The organism is Plantactinospora sp. B5E13 (assembly GCF_039871775.1).
GTDB lineage: Bacteria > Actinomycetota > Actinomycetes > Mycobacteriales > Micromonosporaceae > Plantactinospora.
Map to the genome: position 1 here is coordinate 24,661 of NZ_JBDPLT010000037.1, position 15,344 is coordinate 40,004.

Annotated in this window: 13 protein-coding genes; 7 read left to right on the forward strand and 6 right to left on the reverse strand. The window is 72.9% G+C overall.

The genetic code is table 11. The annotated features are described in order from the left end of the window. The first annotated feature begins 43 nt into the window (after nucleotides 1–43). Together ABGB05_RS26640 and ABGB05_RS26645 are read left to right on the forward strand one after the other, a co-directional pair. The gene (locus ABGB05_RS26640; protein ID WP_347656512.1) at nucleotides 44–1,075 is read left to right on the forward strand and encodes a polyprenyl synthetase family protein; all 1,032 of its coding nucleotides are present in this window, start codon (nucleotides 44–46) and stop codon (nucleotides 1,073–1,075) included. A 59-nt stretch (nucleotides 1,076–1,134) separates the two neighbouring features. Continuing rightward, nucleotides 1,135–1,911 carry a DUF1963 domain-containing protein gene (locus ABGB05_RS26645; protein ID WP_347656514.1) on the forward strand — a complete coding sequence of 259 codons (777 nt, stop codon included), beginning with the start codon at nucleotides 1,135–1,137 and terminating at the stop codon, nucleotides 1,909–1,911. On the opposite strand, the gene ABGB05_RS26650 is transcribed toward ABGB05_RS26645, so the two are convergent. Beyond that, nucleotides 1,877–3,085, reverse strand: a complete 1,209-nt coding sequence (locus tag ABGB05_RS26650) for an MFS transporter (protein ID WP_347656515.1) — start codon at nucleotides 3,083–3,085, stop codon at nucleotides 1,877–1,879. The two genes, ABGB05_RS26645 and ABGB05_RS26650, sit on opposite strands and share 35 nt — an antisense overlap. A gap of 152 nt (nucleotides 3,086–3,237) precedes the next feature. On the opposite strand from ABGB05_RS26650, the gene ABGB05_RS26655 reads away from it, so the two are divergent. Beyond that, nucleotides 3,238–4,020 (forward strand): helix-turn-helix domain-containing protein, encoded by a 783-nt coding sequence (locus tag ABGB05_RS26655; RefSeq protein WP_347656517.1) that lies wholly within the window; start codon nucleotides 3,238–3,240, stop codon nucleotides 4,018–4,020. 151 nt (nucleotides 4,021–4,171) lie between these two features. Here the strand turns inward: ABGB05_RS26655 and ABGB05_RS26660 are convergent, their stop codons facing one another. Further along, nucleotides 4,172–6,331 (reverse strand): PhoX family phosphatase, encoded by a 2,160-nt coding sequence (locus ABGB05_RS26660; protein WP_347656519.1) that lies wholly within the window; start codon nucleotides 6,329–6,331, stop codon nucleotides 4,172–4,174. 290 nt (nucleotides 6,332–6,621) lie between these two features. Here ABGB05_RS26660 and ABGB05_RS26665 point away from each other — a divergent pair, with 290 nt between their 5' ends. Both ABGB05_RS26665 and ABGB05_RS26670 read left to right on the forward strand, forming a co-directional pair. After that, nucleotides 6,622–7,137, forward strand: a complete 516-nt coding sequence (locus tag ABGB05_RS26665) for a sigma-70 family RNA polymerase sigma factor (RefSeq protein ID WP_347656584.1) — start codon at nucleotides 6,622–6,624, stop codon at nucleotides 7,135–7,137. Continuing rightward, nucleotides 7,134–7,826, forward strand: a complete 693-nt coding sequence (locus ABGB05_RS26670; protein ID WP_347656521.1) for a zf-HC2 domain-containing protein — start codon at nucleotides 7,134–7,136, stop codon at nucleotides 7,824–7,826. Before ABGB05_RS26665 ends, ABGB05_RS26670 begins: the two co-directional genes overlap by 4 nt. A 331-nt stretch (nucleotides 7,827–8,157) precedes the next feature. On the opposite strand, the gene ABGB05_RS26675 is transcribed toward ABGB05_RS26670, so the two are convergent. The 4 genes from ABGB05_RS26675 to ABGB05_RS26690 all read right to left on the reverse strand — a co-directional run bounded on the left by ABGB05_RS26675 (nucleotide 8,158) and on the right by ABGB05_RS26690 (nucleotide 12,700). Beyond that, the gene (locus tag ABGB05_RS26675) at nucleotides 8,158–8,760 is read right to left on the reverse strand and encodes a DoxX family protein (RefSeq protein ID WP_347656523.1); all 603 of its coding nucleotides are present in this window, start codon (nucleotides 8,758–8,760) and stop codon (nucleotides 8,158–8,160) included. 244 nt (nucleotides 8,761–9,004) lie between these two features. Further along, a complete protein-coding gene (locus ABGB05_RS26680; RefSeq protein WP_347656525.1) occupies nucleotides 9,005–9,502 on the reverse strand; it encodes a GNAT family N-acetyltransferase in 498 nt (165 codons plus the stop codon). A gap of 97 nt (nucleotides 9,503–9,599) precedes the next feature. Then, entirely contained in the window at nucleotides 9,600–11,210 is a 1,611-nt protein-coding gene (locus tag ABGB05_RS26685) for a glycosyltransferase (protein ID WP_347656527.1), read from the reverse strand. Continuing rightward, nucleotides 11,207–12,700, reverse strand: a complete 1,494-nt coding sequence (locus ABGB05_RS26690; RefSeq protein WP_347656529.1) for a glycosyltransferase family 4 protein — start codon at nucleotides 12,698–12,700, stop codon at nucleotides 11,207–11,209. The genes ABGB05_RS26685 and ABGB05_RS26690 overlap by 4 nt, the downstream gene beginning before the upstream one ends. Before the next feature lie 392 nt (nucleotides 12,701–13,092). Between ABGB05_RS26690 and ABGB05_RS26695 the strand changes: the two genes are divergently transcribed. Further along, complete coding sequence (locus tag ABGB05_RS26695; protein ID WP_347656531.1) at nucleotides 13,093–14,127, forward strand: glycosyltransferase family 2 protein; 1,035 nt, start codon at nucleotides 13,093–13,095, stop codon at nucleotides 14,125–14,127. Further along, complete coding sequence (locus ABGB05_RS26700; RefSeq protein WP_347656532.1) at nucleotides 14,117–15,253, forward strand: glycosyltransferase; 1,137 nt, start codon at nucleotides 14,117–14,119, stop codon at nucleotides 15,251–15,253. Before ABGB05_RS26695 ends, ABGB05_RS26700 begins: the two co-directional genes overlap by 11 nt. Nucleotides 15,254–15,344 lie beyond the last annotated feature (91 nt).

The window sequence follows — 15,344 nt, forward strand, 5'->3', positions numbered from 1 at the left end:
ACCGCCGGCATCCCCGCACCAGGTGATCGCCGAACCGTGTGGCATGGTTGAGGGCGTGGGGGGAACGGCTGACGGTTTGACGGCGCTCGGGATCGACCTCGTCGACGCACAGGTCGAGGCTTCGGTGACCCGGGTGCTCGGTGCGGTGGAGACCTCGCTGCGCGCCAATGTCACCAGCGCCGACCCGTTGGTGACCGAGGCCGCCCGGCATCTGCTGGACGCCGGCGGCAAGCGGTTCCGGCCGCTGCTGGTCGCGCTCGGCGCGCAGTTCGGGGATCCGGACGCCGCCCAGGTGGTGCCGGCGGCGGTGGTGATGGAGCTCACCCACCTGGCGACCCTCTACCACGACGACGTGATGGACGAGGCCGCGGTGCGGCGGGGCACGCCGAGCGCCAACTCGCGGTGGACGAACTCCGTCGCGATCCTGGTCGGCGACTTCCTCTTCGCCCGGGCCGCGGACATCGCCGCCGATCTCGGCACCGAGGCGGTCCGGTTGCAGGCCCGGGCCTTCGCCCGGCTGGTGCACGGCCAGATCGCCGAGACGGTCGGGCCGCGGGCCGGCGTCGACCCGGTCGCGCACTACCTGGACGTCATCGCCGAGAAGACCGGCTCGCTGATCGCCACCTCGGTACGCTTCGGCGGCATGTTCGGCGGCGCCCCGGCGGCGTACACCGAGGCGCTGGCCGGGTACGGCGAGACCATCGGCATGGCCTTCCAGCTCTCCGACGACCTGCTGGACATCGCCTCCGAGTCGGTGCAGTCGGGCAAGACCCCCGGCACCGACCTGCGGGAGGGGGTGCCCACCCTGCCGGTGTTGTACGCGCTCGCCGCCGACGACGGCGACGCCGCCTCGGTGCGGCTGCGGGAGATCCTCGCCCAGGGCCCGGTCACCGACGACGCGCTGCACGCCGAGGCGCTCGGCCTGCTGCGGGAGTCGCCGGCGATGAAACGCTCCTGGGAGACGGTCCGCAGCTACACCGAGGAAGCCCGCGCCCGGCTCGCCCCGCTGCCGGACGGTGCCCCACGGCGGGCCCTGGAAAGCCTCTGTGACTACATGGCCGACCGCACCAGCTGAGGTGTGAGGACGGGCCCCCTGCCGACGCCGGGGCGGGAGCGCCGTGCTGGGATGTCGGCGTGGATCTCCGAAGCGCACTGGACCGGCTCCGGAACGCCTGCGTCGCACGGTTCGGCGAACCGGCGGGCGTACGGCTGGCCGCGCTGGCCCGGCCCGGATTCGACCTGCGGCCGGCGACCGGCGACAACACCACCGGTCGGTGCGCGTTCGGCGGGCCGGCGCTGCTCGACCCGGGCGCCCCGTGGCCGGAGTACGACGGCTTCCCGTTGAGCCTGCTCGCCGTGCTGGACACCGACGCGTTGGCGGACTGGCTCGGCGAACACCTGCCCCGACGGGTCGGGCTGCTGAACATCTTCGGGCTCGAACCGGCGAAGGGTGTGCCGTACCCGCCGGGGATGGACTTCGACGATCCGCGCTGGCTGCGGGTCGTGCCGGCCGACCCGGCGCGGGCCGTGCCGGTGCCGACCCCGGCGGGGGACGCCGCCCTCTTCGACCGGGTGCCGATCCGCGCGGTACCGCTGCTGACCATGCCGGACGTGTGGGGCGAGGCGGTACAGCGCATCGACTTCGGCGACGAACACCCGGTCGCGGTGGCCGACGCGATCGAGGAGTTCTACACCTCCTGTCCGGAGCTGGGCGAGGCGTCGGGCGCCTCGACGTTCGGGTGGCCGGTCGGCGAACTCGGCTCGGTCGGGAGCTGGCAGGACGACCACACCCATCTGTTGAAGCTCTGCGACGGTCCGTCCGAGATCCCGACGCTGTACTTCTCGATCCCCACCGAGGCGTTCCGGGCGGGTGACTTCAGCCGGGCGGTGGTGACGCAGGAGGTGTATTGACCCTCCCTCCCGTTCGCCGGCCGAGCAGCATGAGGGTGGCGGCCAGCAGCATCGCCGCCGCGGCGGTGAGCCACATCGTCGGGTAGTCGAGGTGGCCGGCGATCGTGCCGAGCCCGAGCGGGCCGAGGCAGCCGCCGGCGTACACCCCGGTCTGGGTGATCGAGGTGGCGGCGGCCGGTGCCTGCGGGTGGAGCCGGACCACCGCGAAGTTCAGCAGTCCGGGCCAGGCCCAGCCGATGCCGAAGCCGAGGGTGACGCCGACGACGAGCGGCACGGTTCCGGCGAGGGTGAGCAGGGCCAGCCCGCCGGCGCCGACGACCAGCATGCCGGCGATGACCGCGACGTGGCCGCCGGCGCGGCGGTCGGCCCACCAGCCGGTGCCGACCCGGCCGAGCAGGCAGAGCGCGCCGCCGAGGGTGAGCACCAGGCCGGCGACCGCGGGGGAGAGGCCCCGGGCCACCGCCGAGTCGACGACAAAGGTGCCGAGGGCGTTGGCGGAGGCGGCGGCGAGGGTGGCGGCGGCGCCGAGGAGGACCAGCGCCCCGGTGGGCCGACCGCCCCGCTGCCGGGTCGCCCGGGCGACCGGCCTCCGGTCGACGGGTACCAGCGGCAGGGTGGCCACGGCCAGCCCGGCGGCCAGGACAAACGCCCAGCGCCAGCCGACGGTCAGCGCCACGGCTGGTACGGCGGCACCGGCGAGCAGGGTGGCGGTCGGGATGGCGGACTGTTTGATGCCGAAGGAGAGGCCCTGCCGGCCGGGCGGTACGCCCCGGGCCAGTGCCGTGTTGCTGGCGAGTTGGCCGAGCGCGTTCGCGCCGGCGCCGATCGCGAGCAGGCCGACCAGGGTGGCGTAGGAGCGGGCCAGGACGGCGATCGCGAGGGTGGTGGTCGCGGCGAGCAGGATGCCGGCCCGGGCGACCAGGACCGGGCCGTACCGCTCGACGAGGGCGCCGGACGGGACGGAGGCGAGCGCGCTGACGCCGAAGTAGACGGCGACGGCGAGGCCGAGCCCGGCCGGCGAGAACCTGAGTTCGGCACCGAGTTGTACGGCGAGCCCACCGACCAGGAAGACCGGCAGGACGCAGGCGATGGTGGTGGCGGTGGCGCCGAGGACGGTGCGGGTGGGGTGGGCGAAGGGGGCGGGAGGCGGAGAAGTGAGAGGTAATTCGGCCATTTGCGACGAGCCTACGCGAGCCGCCCGTATGAACCGATCGTGTCGGTCGGTGCACGCACGGTCGCTGTAGATCTGGCATCCTCGATCCGAACGGGCATTTCGTTGGCGCCCGGTTTTTCATATTCTGTAAGTCCCCGGCGGCGGAGGTGGTTGTGCGCGACCCCTTGGCGGAACCTTCGGACCTGATCCGCAGCGTGTCGCGCGCCCTGCGCGTGCTTGAGGCGGTCGGACGGGCACCGAAGGGTCTGACCGTGAAGCAGATTGCCCGGCGTTGCGAGTTGACGGTCGCGACCACGTACCACCTGGTGCGCACACTCGCGTACGAGGGCTACGTGATCAGACGCGAGGACGGCACGTACATCGTCGGATTGGAGGTGGCCGACCGGTACCGCGAACTGGTGACCGCGTTCCGGGGGCCACCGGCGGTCGGCGAGTCGCTCCGGCGGGCCGCCTCGGAGACCGGGTACAGCCACTACCTGGGTCGGTTCGTCGGCGGGCAGGTGGCGGTCACCGCACTCGCCGAAGGGCCCCGGTCGCCGTACCTGGAGGACCTGGTGCCCGGCTTCGACGAGGGCGCCCACGCGACCGCGCTCGGCAAGGCGCTGCTCGCCACCCTCACCCCCGAACAGCGGTTCCGCTACCTGCGGGAGTACGGGATGCGGCCGTTCACCCAGCAGACCCTGACCGCCGCCGACGCCTTCGAGGCCGACCTGGCCGCCGGGGAACGCCGGGGGATGCAGCTGGAGCTGGGCCAGTTCCGGTCCGGGGTCGCCTGTGCGGCCGTACTGGTGGCGCCGGACAAGGACATGGAGCGGCGGACGGTGTTGGCCTGCGCGCTACCGGCGGCCGAGATGATGACCTCGGCCCGGGTGGTCCGGGCGAAGCTGCTCGCGGTGGCCCGCGCCGTCGCCGACGGCCTCGCCACCGAGCTCTGACCCGCCGGCGGCCGGTCACGACCCGGCACCGGGCCTCGAACCCGGGCACCGGCCGGCGCGACCGGAGTGGGCCGGATCCGGGTACGACAACGGCCTCCGGCCACCCGCCGCGACGGGGTGACCGGAGGCCGGAGGTACGGGTCGGGGTGGGTCAGCTGCCGACCACACCGCCGTCGAGCCGCCAGGTGACCACCACGCCCGGCTTGGCGAAGTCCCCGTCCGGCCAGTTCGAGGCGGGGTTCTCCAGCGAGGCGCCGGTGATCTCACCCGGGTGCTGGACCGCCACGAAGACCGAACGGTTGTCCGTGGTGATGAACGGTCCGCACGTCTCGGCACCGACCGGCACGGTGAGGAACTGCTTCAGGTGGCCGCGCTCCGGACCCTCGACCGCGGTGGCGAAGAGCCCGTCGTTGCTGCCCAACGCGTTGCCGTCGGTGGAGATCCAGAGGTTGCCGGAGCCGTCGAACGCCACGTTGTCCGGGCACGAGATCGGCGACACCTTCGTCTTGTCGTAGCCGGCGAAGAACGTCGACGGGTCGGTCGGGTCGCCGCAGACGATCGGCACCGACCAGGCGAACGTCTCCGCGGTGTTGTCGCCCCGGTCCTCGACCAGCTCCAGCACGTGCCCGTGCTTGTTGTTGGTCCGCGGGTTCGCCTCGTCCGGCTTCGGGTTGCTGCCGACACCCCGGTTGGTGTTGTTGGTCAGCGCCACGTACACCTTGCCGGTCAGGTGGCTCGGCTCGACGTCCTCCGGGCGGTCCATCTTGGTGGCCCCGACCGCGTCACCGGCGAGCCGGGTGAAGGTGAGCACGTCCGCCGCGGTCATCCCCGGGACGTACGACGTGCTGCCCCGGACCAGCTTGATCCACCTGCCGCGGCCGTTGAAGGCGCCGTCGGCCGGCACCTTGCCCGAACCGTCGATCTCGTCGGCGCTGGTCTGGTCGAGTTTGGCGACGTACAGGGTGCCGGACTCGAGCAGGCTCAGGTTGTTCTGTCGGGCGGCCCGGGAGTCGCCCTTCATGAACTTGCGGTCCGAGACGAACTTGTACAGGTAGTCGAACCGCTCGTCGTCGCCCATGTACGCCACGACGTGCCCGTCGCGCGCCACGATGACGTTCGCGCCCTCGTGCTTGAACCGGCCCAGCGCGGTGTGCTTGCGCGGGGTGCTCTCCGGGTCGAACGGGTCGACCTCGACGATCCAGCCGAACCGGTGCGCCTCGTTCGGGTGCTTCGCCAGGTCGAAGCGCTCGTCGGCCCGCTCCCACTTCCGGCTGTCGGCGGGGTACCGGGCGGTGGTGCTGATCCCGTACCGGGCCAGCTTCGGCTTCAGTGTCTCCGGGACGCCGTCGCCGCCGACGAAGTACTGGTTGAAGTTCTCCTCACCGGACAGGACCGTGCCCCACGGGGTGATCCCGCCGGCGCAGTTGTTCAGGGTGCCGATCGCGGTCCGGCCCTGCGGGTCGGCCTTGGTCCGCAGCCACGCCGAGCCGGCTGCCGGGCCGGTGAATCCGAAGCGCGTCTCGTGCGCGGTGATCCGCCGGTTGTACGGCAGTCGGCCCTTCCGGACCGGCTTCCACTGCCCGGTGTCGTCGACCCGCTCCAGCTCCACCACGCTGAGCCCGTGCGCCGCCATCGCGGTCCGGATCTGCTCGACGCTCATCGCGTCGAAGGTGGTGAAGTTCGGGAACATCAGGTTCTCGTTGGTGTACTCGTGGTTCACCACCAGCAGCGCCCGCTCGCCCCGACGGTCCAGCGGCAGTACGCCGACGAAGTCGTTGTTGTAGCCGAACTGCTGCGACTGCCGGGACGGGCTCTGCCGGTGCACGTCGAGGCGGGGTGCGCCGGGCAGCACCGGGTCACCCCAGCGGATCACCACCGAGTGGTCGTACCCGTTCGGCACGACCAGGGTGTCGAGCTTGTTCGGCGGGATCGGCTTGAAGGTGAGCGCCCCGTTGCCGGAGCCGTGCCGGGACGGGGTGAAGCTGTCCACCTCCGGCACCACCGGGATGGCGCCGCCCGGGGTGGCGCCGCCCGGGGTGGCGTTGCCGGGGGCGGCCAGCGCGGGCGAGCCGGCCAGCGCGCCGGCGGCGGCACCGCCGAAGCCGAGCACCAGGGCACCGACCGCGCCGGCCCGGACCACGCCCCGCCGGGTCACCTCACCGTTCACGACGTCCCCGAAGTACGGGTTGTCCGACTCGTTCGGCACCGGGTGGTCGCAGGCGTTGCCGCAGCGGTACATGCAGGTCATGGCGCTGCGGCTGCCGTGGCCGGCCGGGCCGAGCAGGGGAAGCAGGCGGGGTCTCTCGCTCATCGTTTTCGAGCCTCTCTGCTGATCGGGGGGAATCCACCCGGCCGGAGTCGGGGAAACGCGGGCGGATGTCAGCCGGACGCTAGGAGGGCGGCGTGATCGCAGCCCGGCCCGCGGGTGAAGCGGAAGTGAACAAGGTCCCAGTCCGCGCAGGTTCGGCCGTTCGGTGTTGAACCGCTCGGCCGTAGGGTCCGTGGGAACGGGCGGGGGCGGGTTGTGCCCGGGCCGGCGTCGGTTCGGGGCACAACAGCCGGGGCCGGTTCTGCCGGGCGGCGCGGAGGCGAGGTGACACCATCGGCGACCAGGACGCGGAGTTGCTGCGCGCCATGCACTCCGAGCACGCCGAGGCGCTGCTCGGGCACGCGCTGCGGCTGATGAACGGTGACCGCCAGCGGGCCGAGGACCTGGTGCAGGAGACCCTGCTCCGGGCCTGGCGCCATCCGGAGGCGATGGACCCCGGCCGTGGCCCGGTCCGGGCCTGGCTGTTCACCATCGCCCGCAACCTCGCCATCGACGCCTGGCGCAAACGCGGCTCCCGGGTCGGCGAGGTGGTCACCGACGATCTTCCCGAGCCGCCGCCGGTGGTCGACGAGGCCGACCGCGCGGTGGAGGCCTGGACGGTCGCGGAGGCGCTCAACCGACTCTCCGCGTCGCACCGGGAGGTGCTGGTGGAGTGCTTCTACCAGGGCCGTTCGGTGACCGAGGCGGCCGCCCGGCTGGGCATCCCGCCCGGCACCGTCAAGTCGCGGACGCACTACGCGCTGCGATCTCTACGTTTGATACTGGCCGAGATGGGGGTGACCGGGTGATGCGGTGCGAACACGCCCATGACGATGGCGCGTACGTGCTCGGTGCCCTCTCGCCCACCGAACGCGCCGCCTACGAACGGCATCTCGCCGTCTGCCCGCCCTGCCGGGAGGCGGTCGCCGAGATCGCCGTCCTGCCGGGGTTGCTGGGTCGGTTGGACCCGGCCAACCTCGACCGGATCGCCACCCCGCCGAACCAGGAGGAGCAGCTGCCGAAGCTGCTCGACGCGGCCCGGGAGCGGCGCCGTCGGGACCGACGTCTCACCCGGTTCCGGGTCGCCGGGGTGGTGGCGGCCGCAGCCGCACTGGCCGCGCTGGCCGGGTTCGGTGCGGCCGGGCCGCTGACCGGCGGTGGCTCCGGCACCGGCGTCGAGGTGCGGATGGTGGCGATGGAACCGGTGCGGGGCGGGGTTCCGGTCACCGCCGAGATCGGCTTCGACGGGACCCGGTGGGGCACCGTGGTGACGATGCGCTGCCAGTACGCCGAGACGGCCGACTACACGAAGGCGTACACCTTCCGGCTGGTGGCGCACGGACCGAACGGCGAGACCGAGCAGGTCGGCTCCTGGCTCGCCGCCCCCGGCGACGACGCCACCTTCACCGGGGTGACCCGGTTCACCCGCTCCGAACTGGTCCGGCTGGAACTGCTCCGGTACGACAACACCCCGCTGCTCGCCTACGACGTGCCCTAGCCGGGACGTCGTACCAGCGGGTCGACCTCGCCCCTGGGGAAGGGACCGGGCTGCTCCGGTGGACGATCCGGAGTTGCTGCTGCCCGGCGAGTTCGGGGCCGCCACCCGGCTGTCATGGTCGGCAGCCTCCAGTACGACGTGATGGCCGGTGCCCCGGCCTCTACGGCCGACACGCTGCACCGGCTCGCCCCGACGTACGACGAACTCGCCACCGCGCTCGGCTGAGCCGGCGAACTGGCCGAACACAGAGTTTCGGCGGACCGCGGGGGGTTGCGGTCCGCCGAAGCGGCTGGGGAGTCGCGGGCCGGCCACCTGGGCGGCCCGGCCGTGTTCAGATCATCCAGCGGTGCCGCTGTACGAAGGGCAGTCGCGCCCACACTCGACCCAGTCCCCAGGTGTGTCCGGAGTACGTCGCGGCGAGGACGATCGCCGCGACCGCGTAGACGATGTGGTAGTCGACCAGCGGGTTGGTGGAGCCGGTCGGCTCGCCGGTGCTGGTGTGCTGGGCGAGCGGGAACTCGGCGAACCACATCAGCACCATGATCAGCGCGCCGGAGACGGCGGCGACCCGCAGCCCGATGCCGGCGATCAGCGCGACGCCGACCGCGAGCATGCCGACCATGAACAGCGTGTTGGCCCACCAGGTGCCGGCGACGGCGTGCGCGACCGACTCGAACGGTCCGACCGAGACCGAGGCGAGGAAGCCCTTGGTCGGTGATCCGCCGTTGATCCACGCCTTCGCGGCCGGGGTCGAGTAGCCGAGGCCGAACGTCTTGTCGAGGAAGGCCCAGAGGAAGACGAAGCCGGTCGAGATGCGGAGCACGGCGAGGGCCCGGGCGCCGGTGTGGCTGAGCATCGCGCCGGGGGAGACGGCCCGCTCCAGCGGGGTCGACACCGTGTCGGTCGGGGGGTGGGTGCTGTGTCGGGTGGTCATCGTTGCCTCCGGGTCACCGTCGTTCTGACACCACCTACTCTCCGCCGGTCGACGCCGTGGCACCCGGGGCGCAGCGCCCCTGTGTCCGGGACCAAGGTCCCGTCCCGGGCCGGGACCTCCGGTCCTGCCGGGGCACGGTCAGCGGACGGGACAGCTGGCTCGGGCACGGTCAGCGGACGGAACAGGCTGGCTCGGGCACGGTCAGCGGACGGGACAGCTGGCTCGGGCACGGTCAGCGGACGGACTACCGGGCCGGGGCGCCGCTGAGTTCGCGGCCGTAGCAGACCTCGACGTAGGGGCCGGTGCGGTAGGCCGGGATCTCGACGTAGCCGTGCCGGAGGTAGAGGGCGCGGGCGTCGGTCAGGTCGAGTCGGGTGTTGAGCACCATCCGGCGGGCACCGGCGAGTCGGGCCTGCTCCTCCAGCACCGCCAGCAGCAGCGCACCGCCGCCCCGGCCGCGGAAGGCGGGACGGACGTAGACCCGGGTCAGTTCGGCGCGTTCGGCGTCCAGCATCAGGAACCCGCCGCAGGCGGCGGGTTGGCCGGCGTACCGGCCGACGACGAACTGGCCGGTCGGCGGGGTGAGCAGTGGGGCGTCGTCACCGGCCAGGCCCTGCTCGACCTCGGCCTCGGTGGCGGGCCGCAGCCAGTAGCTGCCGGCCACGTCGGCGTAGTAGTCGCGGCGCAGTCGGGTCGCGTCGGGAGTGTCGACGGCTTCCGGGGTCAGGGTCCAGGTGGTCACCCGGTTTTCTACCCCGGACCGGAGCGGTTGACCAGCGGGTTTCCGTCCGCTGATCGGACCGACGACGTCGGGCGCCGTCCGTCGGCACGCACGCCGGTCAGCGGCGGCGGAGCGTATGGCGGAGCTTTTGGTTGAGCCGGGCGGTGACCCGGCCGGGGGTCACCGGCACGACGGAGATCATCAGCCGGCCGGACTCGTCCCGGACCGGGGTCAGCACGTAGAGACGGGCGCCGCGTCGGCGTACCAGCGGTACCGCCCCGGCGAGCCGGGTCGCCCGCAGCGCGGCGGCGCCGCCGGCACCGTTCGCGCTGTTCGCGCCGAGCGCCCGCGCCGGGTCGAAGGTGCCGATCTGGGCGGAGACGATCCGTCGCCGTCCGGTCGGGCCGGTGCCGTCGAGCAGGTCCGCGGCGCGGAACCGGATCCGTAGCCGGGTGCCGGCCGGGCCGCCGGCGGTGACCACGGTCTGCGCCGGGATCTCCTCGGCGCTCACCGTCAGACCGCCGGTCCCGCCGGTCGCCAGTTCCGGCAGCGGGGTGTACGCGTGCAGCGTCAGCACCCGCTCGCCCCGCTCGTCGCTCTCCCAGCCCAGTTGGGTGACGTCGAGTTTCGCCGGCCACTCCGGCACGGCGGTCACCTCGAAGCAGCTGTCCGGCAGGCCCCGCGCCGGATCCCGGAAACCGGGGTACGCCGCGTACCGGCGGTCCCCCTCGACCACCGTCGACGGCACGCCGACCTCGGCGTCCTGCCGGATCACCGCGAGCAGGTCGTCGAGCTGGCCGTCCCGGGTCAGCGCCAGCCGGATCCGGGTCTCCGCGCCGAGCTGCTGGTTGATGTCGTCGGTGAGGTACGCCCCGACCAGTCGCCCGATCCGGGTGTGGATGGCCTGCTGGGTGTCCCGGTCCAGGCGGAGCAGGTCGTCCTCGACGAGTCGGGCGATCTCGTGGTCGAACCGGCGGGCCATCACCGCGTCCCGCTGGCTGCCCGGACCGATCAGGTCGGCGATGAACTCCATCAGGGTCTCGACGGTGCCCAACCGATCGAGGTGCCGACTCAGGTAGGTGATGTTGGTGGCGCTGAACCGGCGTACCGCGTAGTAGAACTCGTAGTCGGCGAGGACCGAGATGCGGTTGGCCCGGTAGCAGGCCTCCAGGGTGAACGGCAGGTCGCTGGCGATCCGCAGGTCCTCCCGGTAGCGGATGCCGTGCCGGTCCAGCAGCTCCCGACGGAACAGCTTGGTGTTGGCCAGCGACCGCGGCAGCGGAGAGTCGAAGAGGCTGAGGTCGGGCTCGTTACGGGCGAAGATGTCCTGGTAGATGTGCCGGCTGTTGACCCCGACGACCTTGCCGAGCACGACGTCCGAGCCGTACTCGTCGGCGGCGGTCACCAACCGTGCCAACGCTTCCGGGCCGAGGTGGTCGTCGGCGCCGACGAAGAAGACGTACCGGCCGGTGGCGGCGTCGAGTCCCCGGTTGAACGGGCGGGCCGGGCCGCCGGAGTTCTCCTGGTGGATGACGGTGAAGACGTCCGGGTAGCGGGCGGCGAACCGGTCGAGTTCCCGGCCGCCGCGGTCGGTCGACCCGTCGTCGACCGCGACGACCTGCAGCCGGTCCAGACCGATCGTCTGCCCCACCAGCGATTCCAGGCAGCGGGTCAGGTACGGCATGGTGTTGTAGACCGCCACCACGACGCTGACGTCCGGTGTCCTCATCGGAGGTTCGCCTGCCCGGCGGGCGTCGGCGTGACCGGCTCCGTCGCGAGCAGGTCGCGGTAGAGCGTGTCGAGCCGGCGGGCCTGGGCCGCCCAGGTCCAGCCGGGCAGCGGCGAGTCCGGCCCGTCGTAGGCCGCCCGGTAGCGCCCCGGGTCGGCGAGCACCGCTCGGACCGCCCGGACCAGGTCGGCCACGTCCCGGGCCCGGAAGACCTCACCCTGGCCGGTGGCCCGGACCGTCTCCGCCATCGTCCGTACGTCGCTGACCACGATCGGCAGTCGGGCGTGCGCGTACTCGAAGAACTTGGTGATCAGGGCGATCTCGTGGTTGGGCCAGTGGTGCAGCGGGATCAGCCCGACGTCGGCGGAGGAGAGGAACGGCACCACCTGCCACGGCGACACGTACCGCTGGACGTGTACCCGGTCCGCGACGCCGAGCCGGCCGGCGGCGGCGGTCAGCTGGCGGACGTACGGCGCCTGCGGGTCGCCGACGACCAGGGCCAGGTGCACCCCGCCCAGTCGGGGCAGCGCCTCGACGACGGTGTCCAGGCCGCGTTGGACCGCCGCCGAACCGGCGTAGACCAGCAGTGGGGTGGATCCGTCGAGCCCGCAGAGCCGCCGCAGGTCCGGTGCCGCCGCCCCCGGCTCATCCCCGGTCGGCTCGCCGGTGGACGGGTCACCCTCGCCGTCGACGGCGGGGGCGTTGAGGATGACGCCGGGGCGGGCGGGCAGGTGGTACTCCCGGTGCAGGAGGTCGGCGAGGCCCTCGGAGACGGTCACCACCGCGTCGGCGTACGGGGCGTACTCGCGTTCGTAGCCGAGGTGGGCGGGGAGCCAGCGGGCGTTGTCCCGGCGGGGCCGCGCCCCCGGCAGGAACTCGTGGGCGTCCCAGACCAGCCGGACCGGCCGGCCCGCGCCCCGGGCCCGCTCCCGCGCCCGGGCGCCGACACCGAGCATCCGGAAGTCGTGGGCGTGGATCAGGTCCGGGGCGAGGGCGTCGACGACCGGGCCGAAGGCCCGCTCGTAGTTCCACAGCCCCGGTTCGAGGCGCCGCCACGCCCCGTCCCCCTGCACCGCCCGCCAGAGCCGGACCTGGGCGTGTTCCAGCGGTCGACGGGCCAGCCGGGCGGCCCGCAGCGGCAGGCCGCCCCGGGCGAGCAGCCACTCGCGCGGCGTACGCCGAACCGGCCGGCTGGCCGCCGCCCCACCGGCCGGGACGCCGTCGCTCGTCGGGCCGTCGCTCGTCGGGGTGGTGGCGGGGGCCGGGCGGGCGCCGGGCATCGGCAGCAGCCGGACCAGCGCCGGGCCGAGCTGCCAGCGCTGTTCCCGGTCGGTCGGGGAGCAGCCGAGCAGTGTCACGTCCCAACCGGCCTCGGCCGCCGAACGGGCGGTCTTCTGGACCCGGGAGTCGCCCTCCACACCGTTGTCGACGAGCATGACGACGCGGCCACGGGCGCCGCGCACCGCCGCCGTACCGTCATTGGTTCCCATGATTCTCCGATTCCCGGGATACCGACCGAAATCTCCGGCGAGTGTACGGCAACCCATTGAGCGGTGAACCCGGGTGCGCCGGTCCGGCGGACAACTCCGACACGTCATCGTGGAGCCGTGCACCGGTCGTCCGGGCGACATGTTCGCTGTGGACAATATCCGCAGCCCAGCGCCGCTCACGTCACCGAATGGACACCCTCCGGCAGGCTTCTGCTTCCGCGATGTACGGCTATTCGCCGCACAGAATCAACCTTCACGTCGCGGCCGGCCAATAGTGTTTCGGCAGCATTACGCAGCCCTCTCTCTCGACGCGTAACGGACTGCGCCGGTCGTCGTACGGGGCCGGTCAGGAAATGCACCCCTCGAATTCATGTCGGAGTTGGCAGGTCTTCATGTCCGCTACACCCACCGTCAGCGTGGTGATCCCCACCCGGTCCCGGCCGGAGCTGGTGACCCGTGCGGTCCGCAGCGTGCTCGCCCAGACCGTCGACGACATCGAGGTCATCGTCGTGGTCGACGGACCCGACGACCTGACCCGGGCGGCACTGGTGGCCCTCGACGACCCCCGGGTGCGGGTGGTCGAACTGCCCGAGTCGCAGGGCGCGCCGAACGCCCGCAACGTGGGCGTGGCCGAGGCGCGGGCGCCGTGGACGGCGCTGCTCGACGACGACGACGAGTGGCTGCCGGAGAAGCTCGCTGTGCAGCTCGAACTCGCCAAGGGCGCCCGGGTGCCGACGCCGATCGTGGCCAGCCGACTGGTCAACCGTACGCCGCGGGCCGAGTTTGTCATCCCGCGTCGGCTGCCGGCCGCCGACGAGCCGCTGAGCGAGTACCTGACGGTCCGGCGCGGCCTGTTCCACGGCGACGGCTTCATCCAGACCTCGACGATCCTGGCCCCGACCGAGCTGCTGCGCCGGGTGCCGTTCACCGTCGGACTGCGGCGTCTGCAGGAACTCGACTGGACGCTGCGGGCGCTCAGCCACCCCGACGTCGACCTGGTCATCGCCGCCGAACCGCTGGTCGTCTGGTACCAGGACGAGAACCGGCCACGGATCAGCGACGGACTCTCCTGGGAGCACCAGCTGGAGTGGCTGCGCCGCACCCGGCCACTGCTGACGCCGAAGGCGTACGCTGCGCTCACGATGAGCGTGATCAGTTCGATGGCGGCGCCGACCCGCAGCCCGAAGGCGTTCCGGACCCTGCTCGGCGAGGCCCGCCGGCACGGCCGCCCGGGGCTCATCGACTACCTGACCTTCGCGCAGATCTGGATGATCCCGCCGCAGCTGCGGCGTACCCTGCGGGACCTGGTGCTCGACCGTCGTCGCACCGCCGGGGAGACCGCCGCGGTCGGCACCTCGACCGCCGGCACGGAACCGAGGGCGGGTGACTGGCGTCCGGTGGGCGGAGCGGAGCGTGATGTCCGCTGACCGGACCCTGGTGATCTGGCGGAGTCACCTGCTCGCCGGCTCCGAGACCTTCGTCCGCAACCACGGTGCCGCGTTGACCCGGTGGCGCCCGGTCTACCTGGGCGCGGTCCGGGTCGACTCGGCGGTCGCCGCCGACAGCGACGTTCTCGTCTACCCGGACCGGGTGCGGGACCGGGGGGCTTTTCTCCAGCTCAAGCTGACCGGTGAGTCGCCGCGACTGCGGCACCGGCTGGCCGCGCTGCGTCCCGCCGTGGTGCACGCCCACTTCGGCAACGACGGCTGGCTGGTCAGCGGATCCGCCGGCCGGCTCGGCGTGCCGCTGGTGGTCACCCTGCACGGGTACGACGTGACCCGGCTGCCCGGCGAGCCCGGCTGGCGGGGTGCCCGCTACCGGCGGAACCTGCGGCAGATGTTCGACCGGGCCAGCGTCGTCCTCGCCGTCTCCGGACACATCCGGGAGCGGGCGGTCGCGCTCGGCGCCGACCCGGCGAAGGTACGGGTACACCACACCGGCGTTCCGGTCCCGCCACCACCGGCACCGACGGCGAAGCGGTGGGACCTGCTCTTCGTCGGCCGGTTCGTGGCGAAGAAGGGCATCGACGACCTGGTCGAGGCGGCGGCCCGGCTCGACGTACCCCGACCCCGGCTGTTGTTCGTCGGCACCGGGCCGCTGGAGCAGCCGATCCGGGAGCGGGCCGCCGCGCTCGGGCTGGACGCCACCTTCCTCGGCGCCCAGACCCCGGCGGAGGTACGCCGCCACATGACCGAGTCGAAGATCTTCGTCTCGCCCTCGAAGACCGCACCGAACGGCGAGTCGGAGGGACTGCCGACGACGATCCTGGAGGCGGCGAGCCTCGGCGTGCCGGTCGTGTCGACGTACCACAGCGGGATTCCGGAGGCGGTGCGGCACGAGGAGACCGGCCTGCTCGGGCCGGAGGGGGACCGGCCGGCGTTGGCCGCCAACCTCCGGCGGCTGCTCGCCGACGACGAGTTGCGGACCCGGCTGGGCGAGCAGGCCCGCCGGCACGTGGTGGCGCACTTCGACCTGGCCACCCAGACCGCCCGCCTCGAGGAGCTGTACGACAGCCTGGGCAGCCGCTCCGCGGCCGGCCTCGACCGGCGCTGAGCGTCCCGGTGGCGGTTATCCGGTTGACCGGTCGACTCGGCGCCCGGTAGACACCTGCATCTGCGGCCCGGTCCGGGTCGTGGACGTGGTT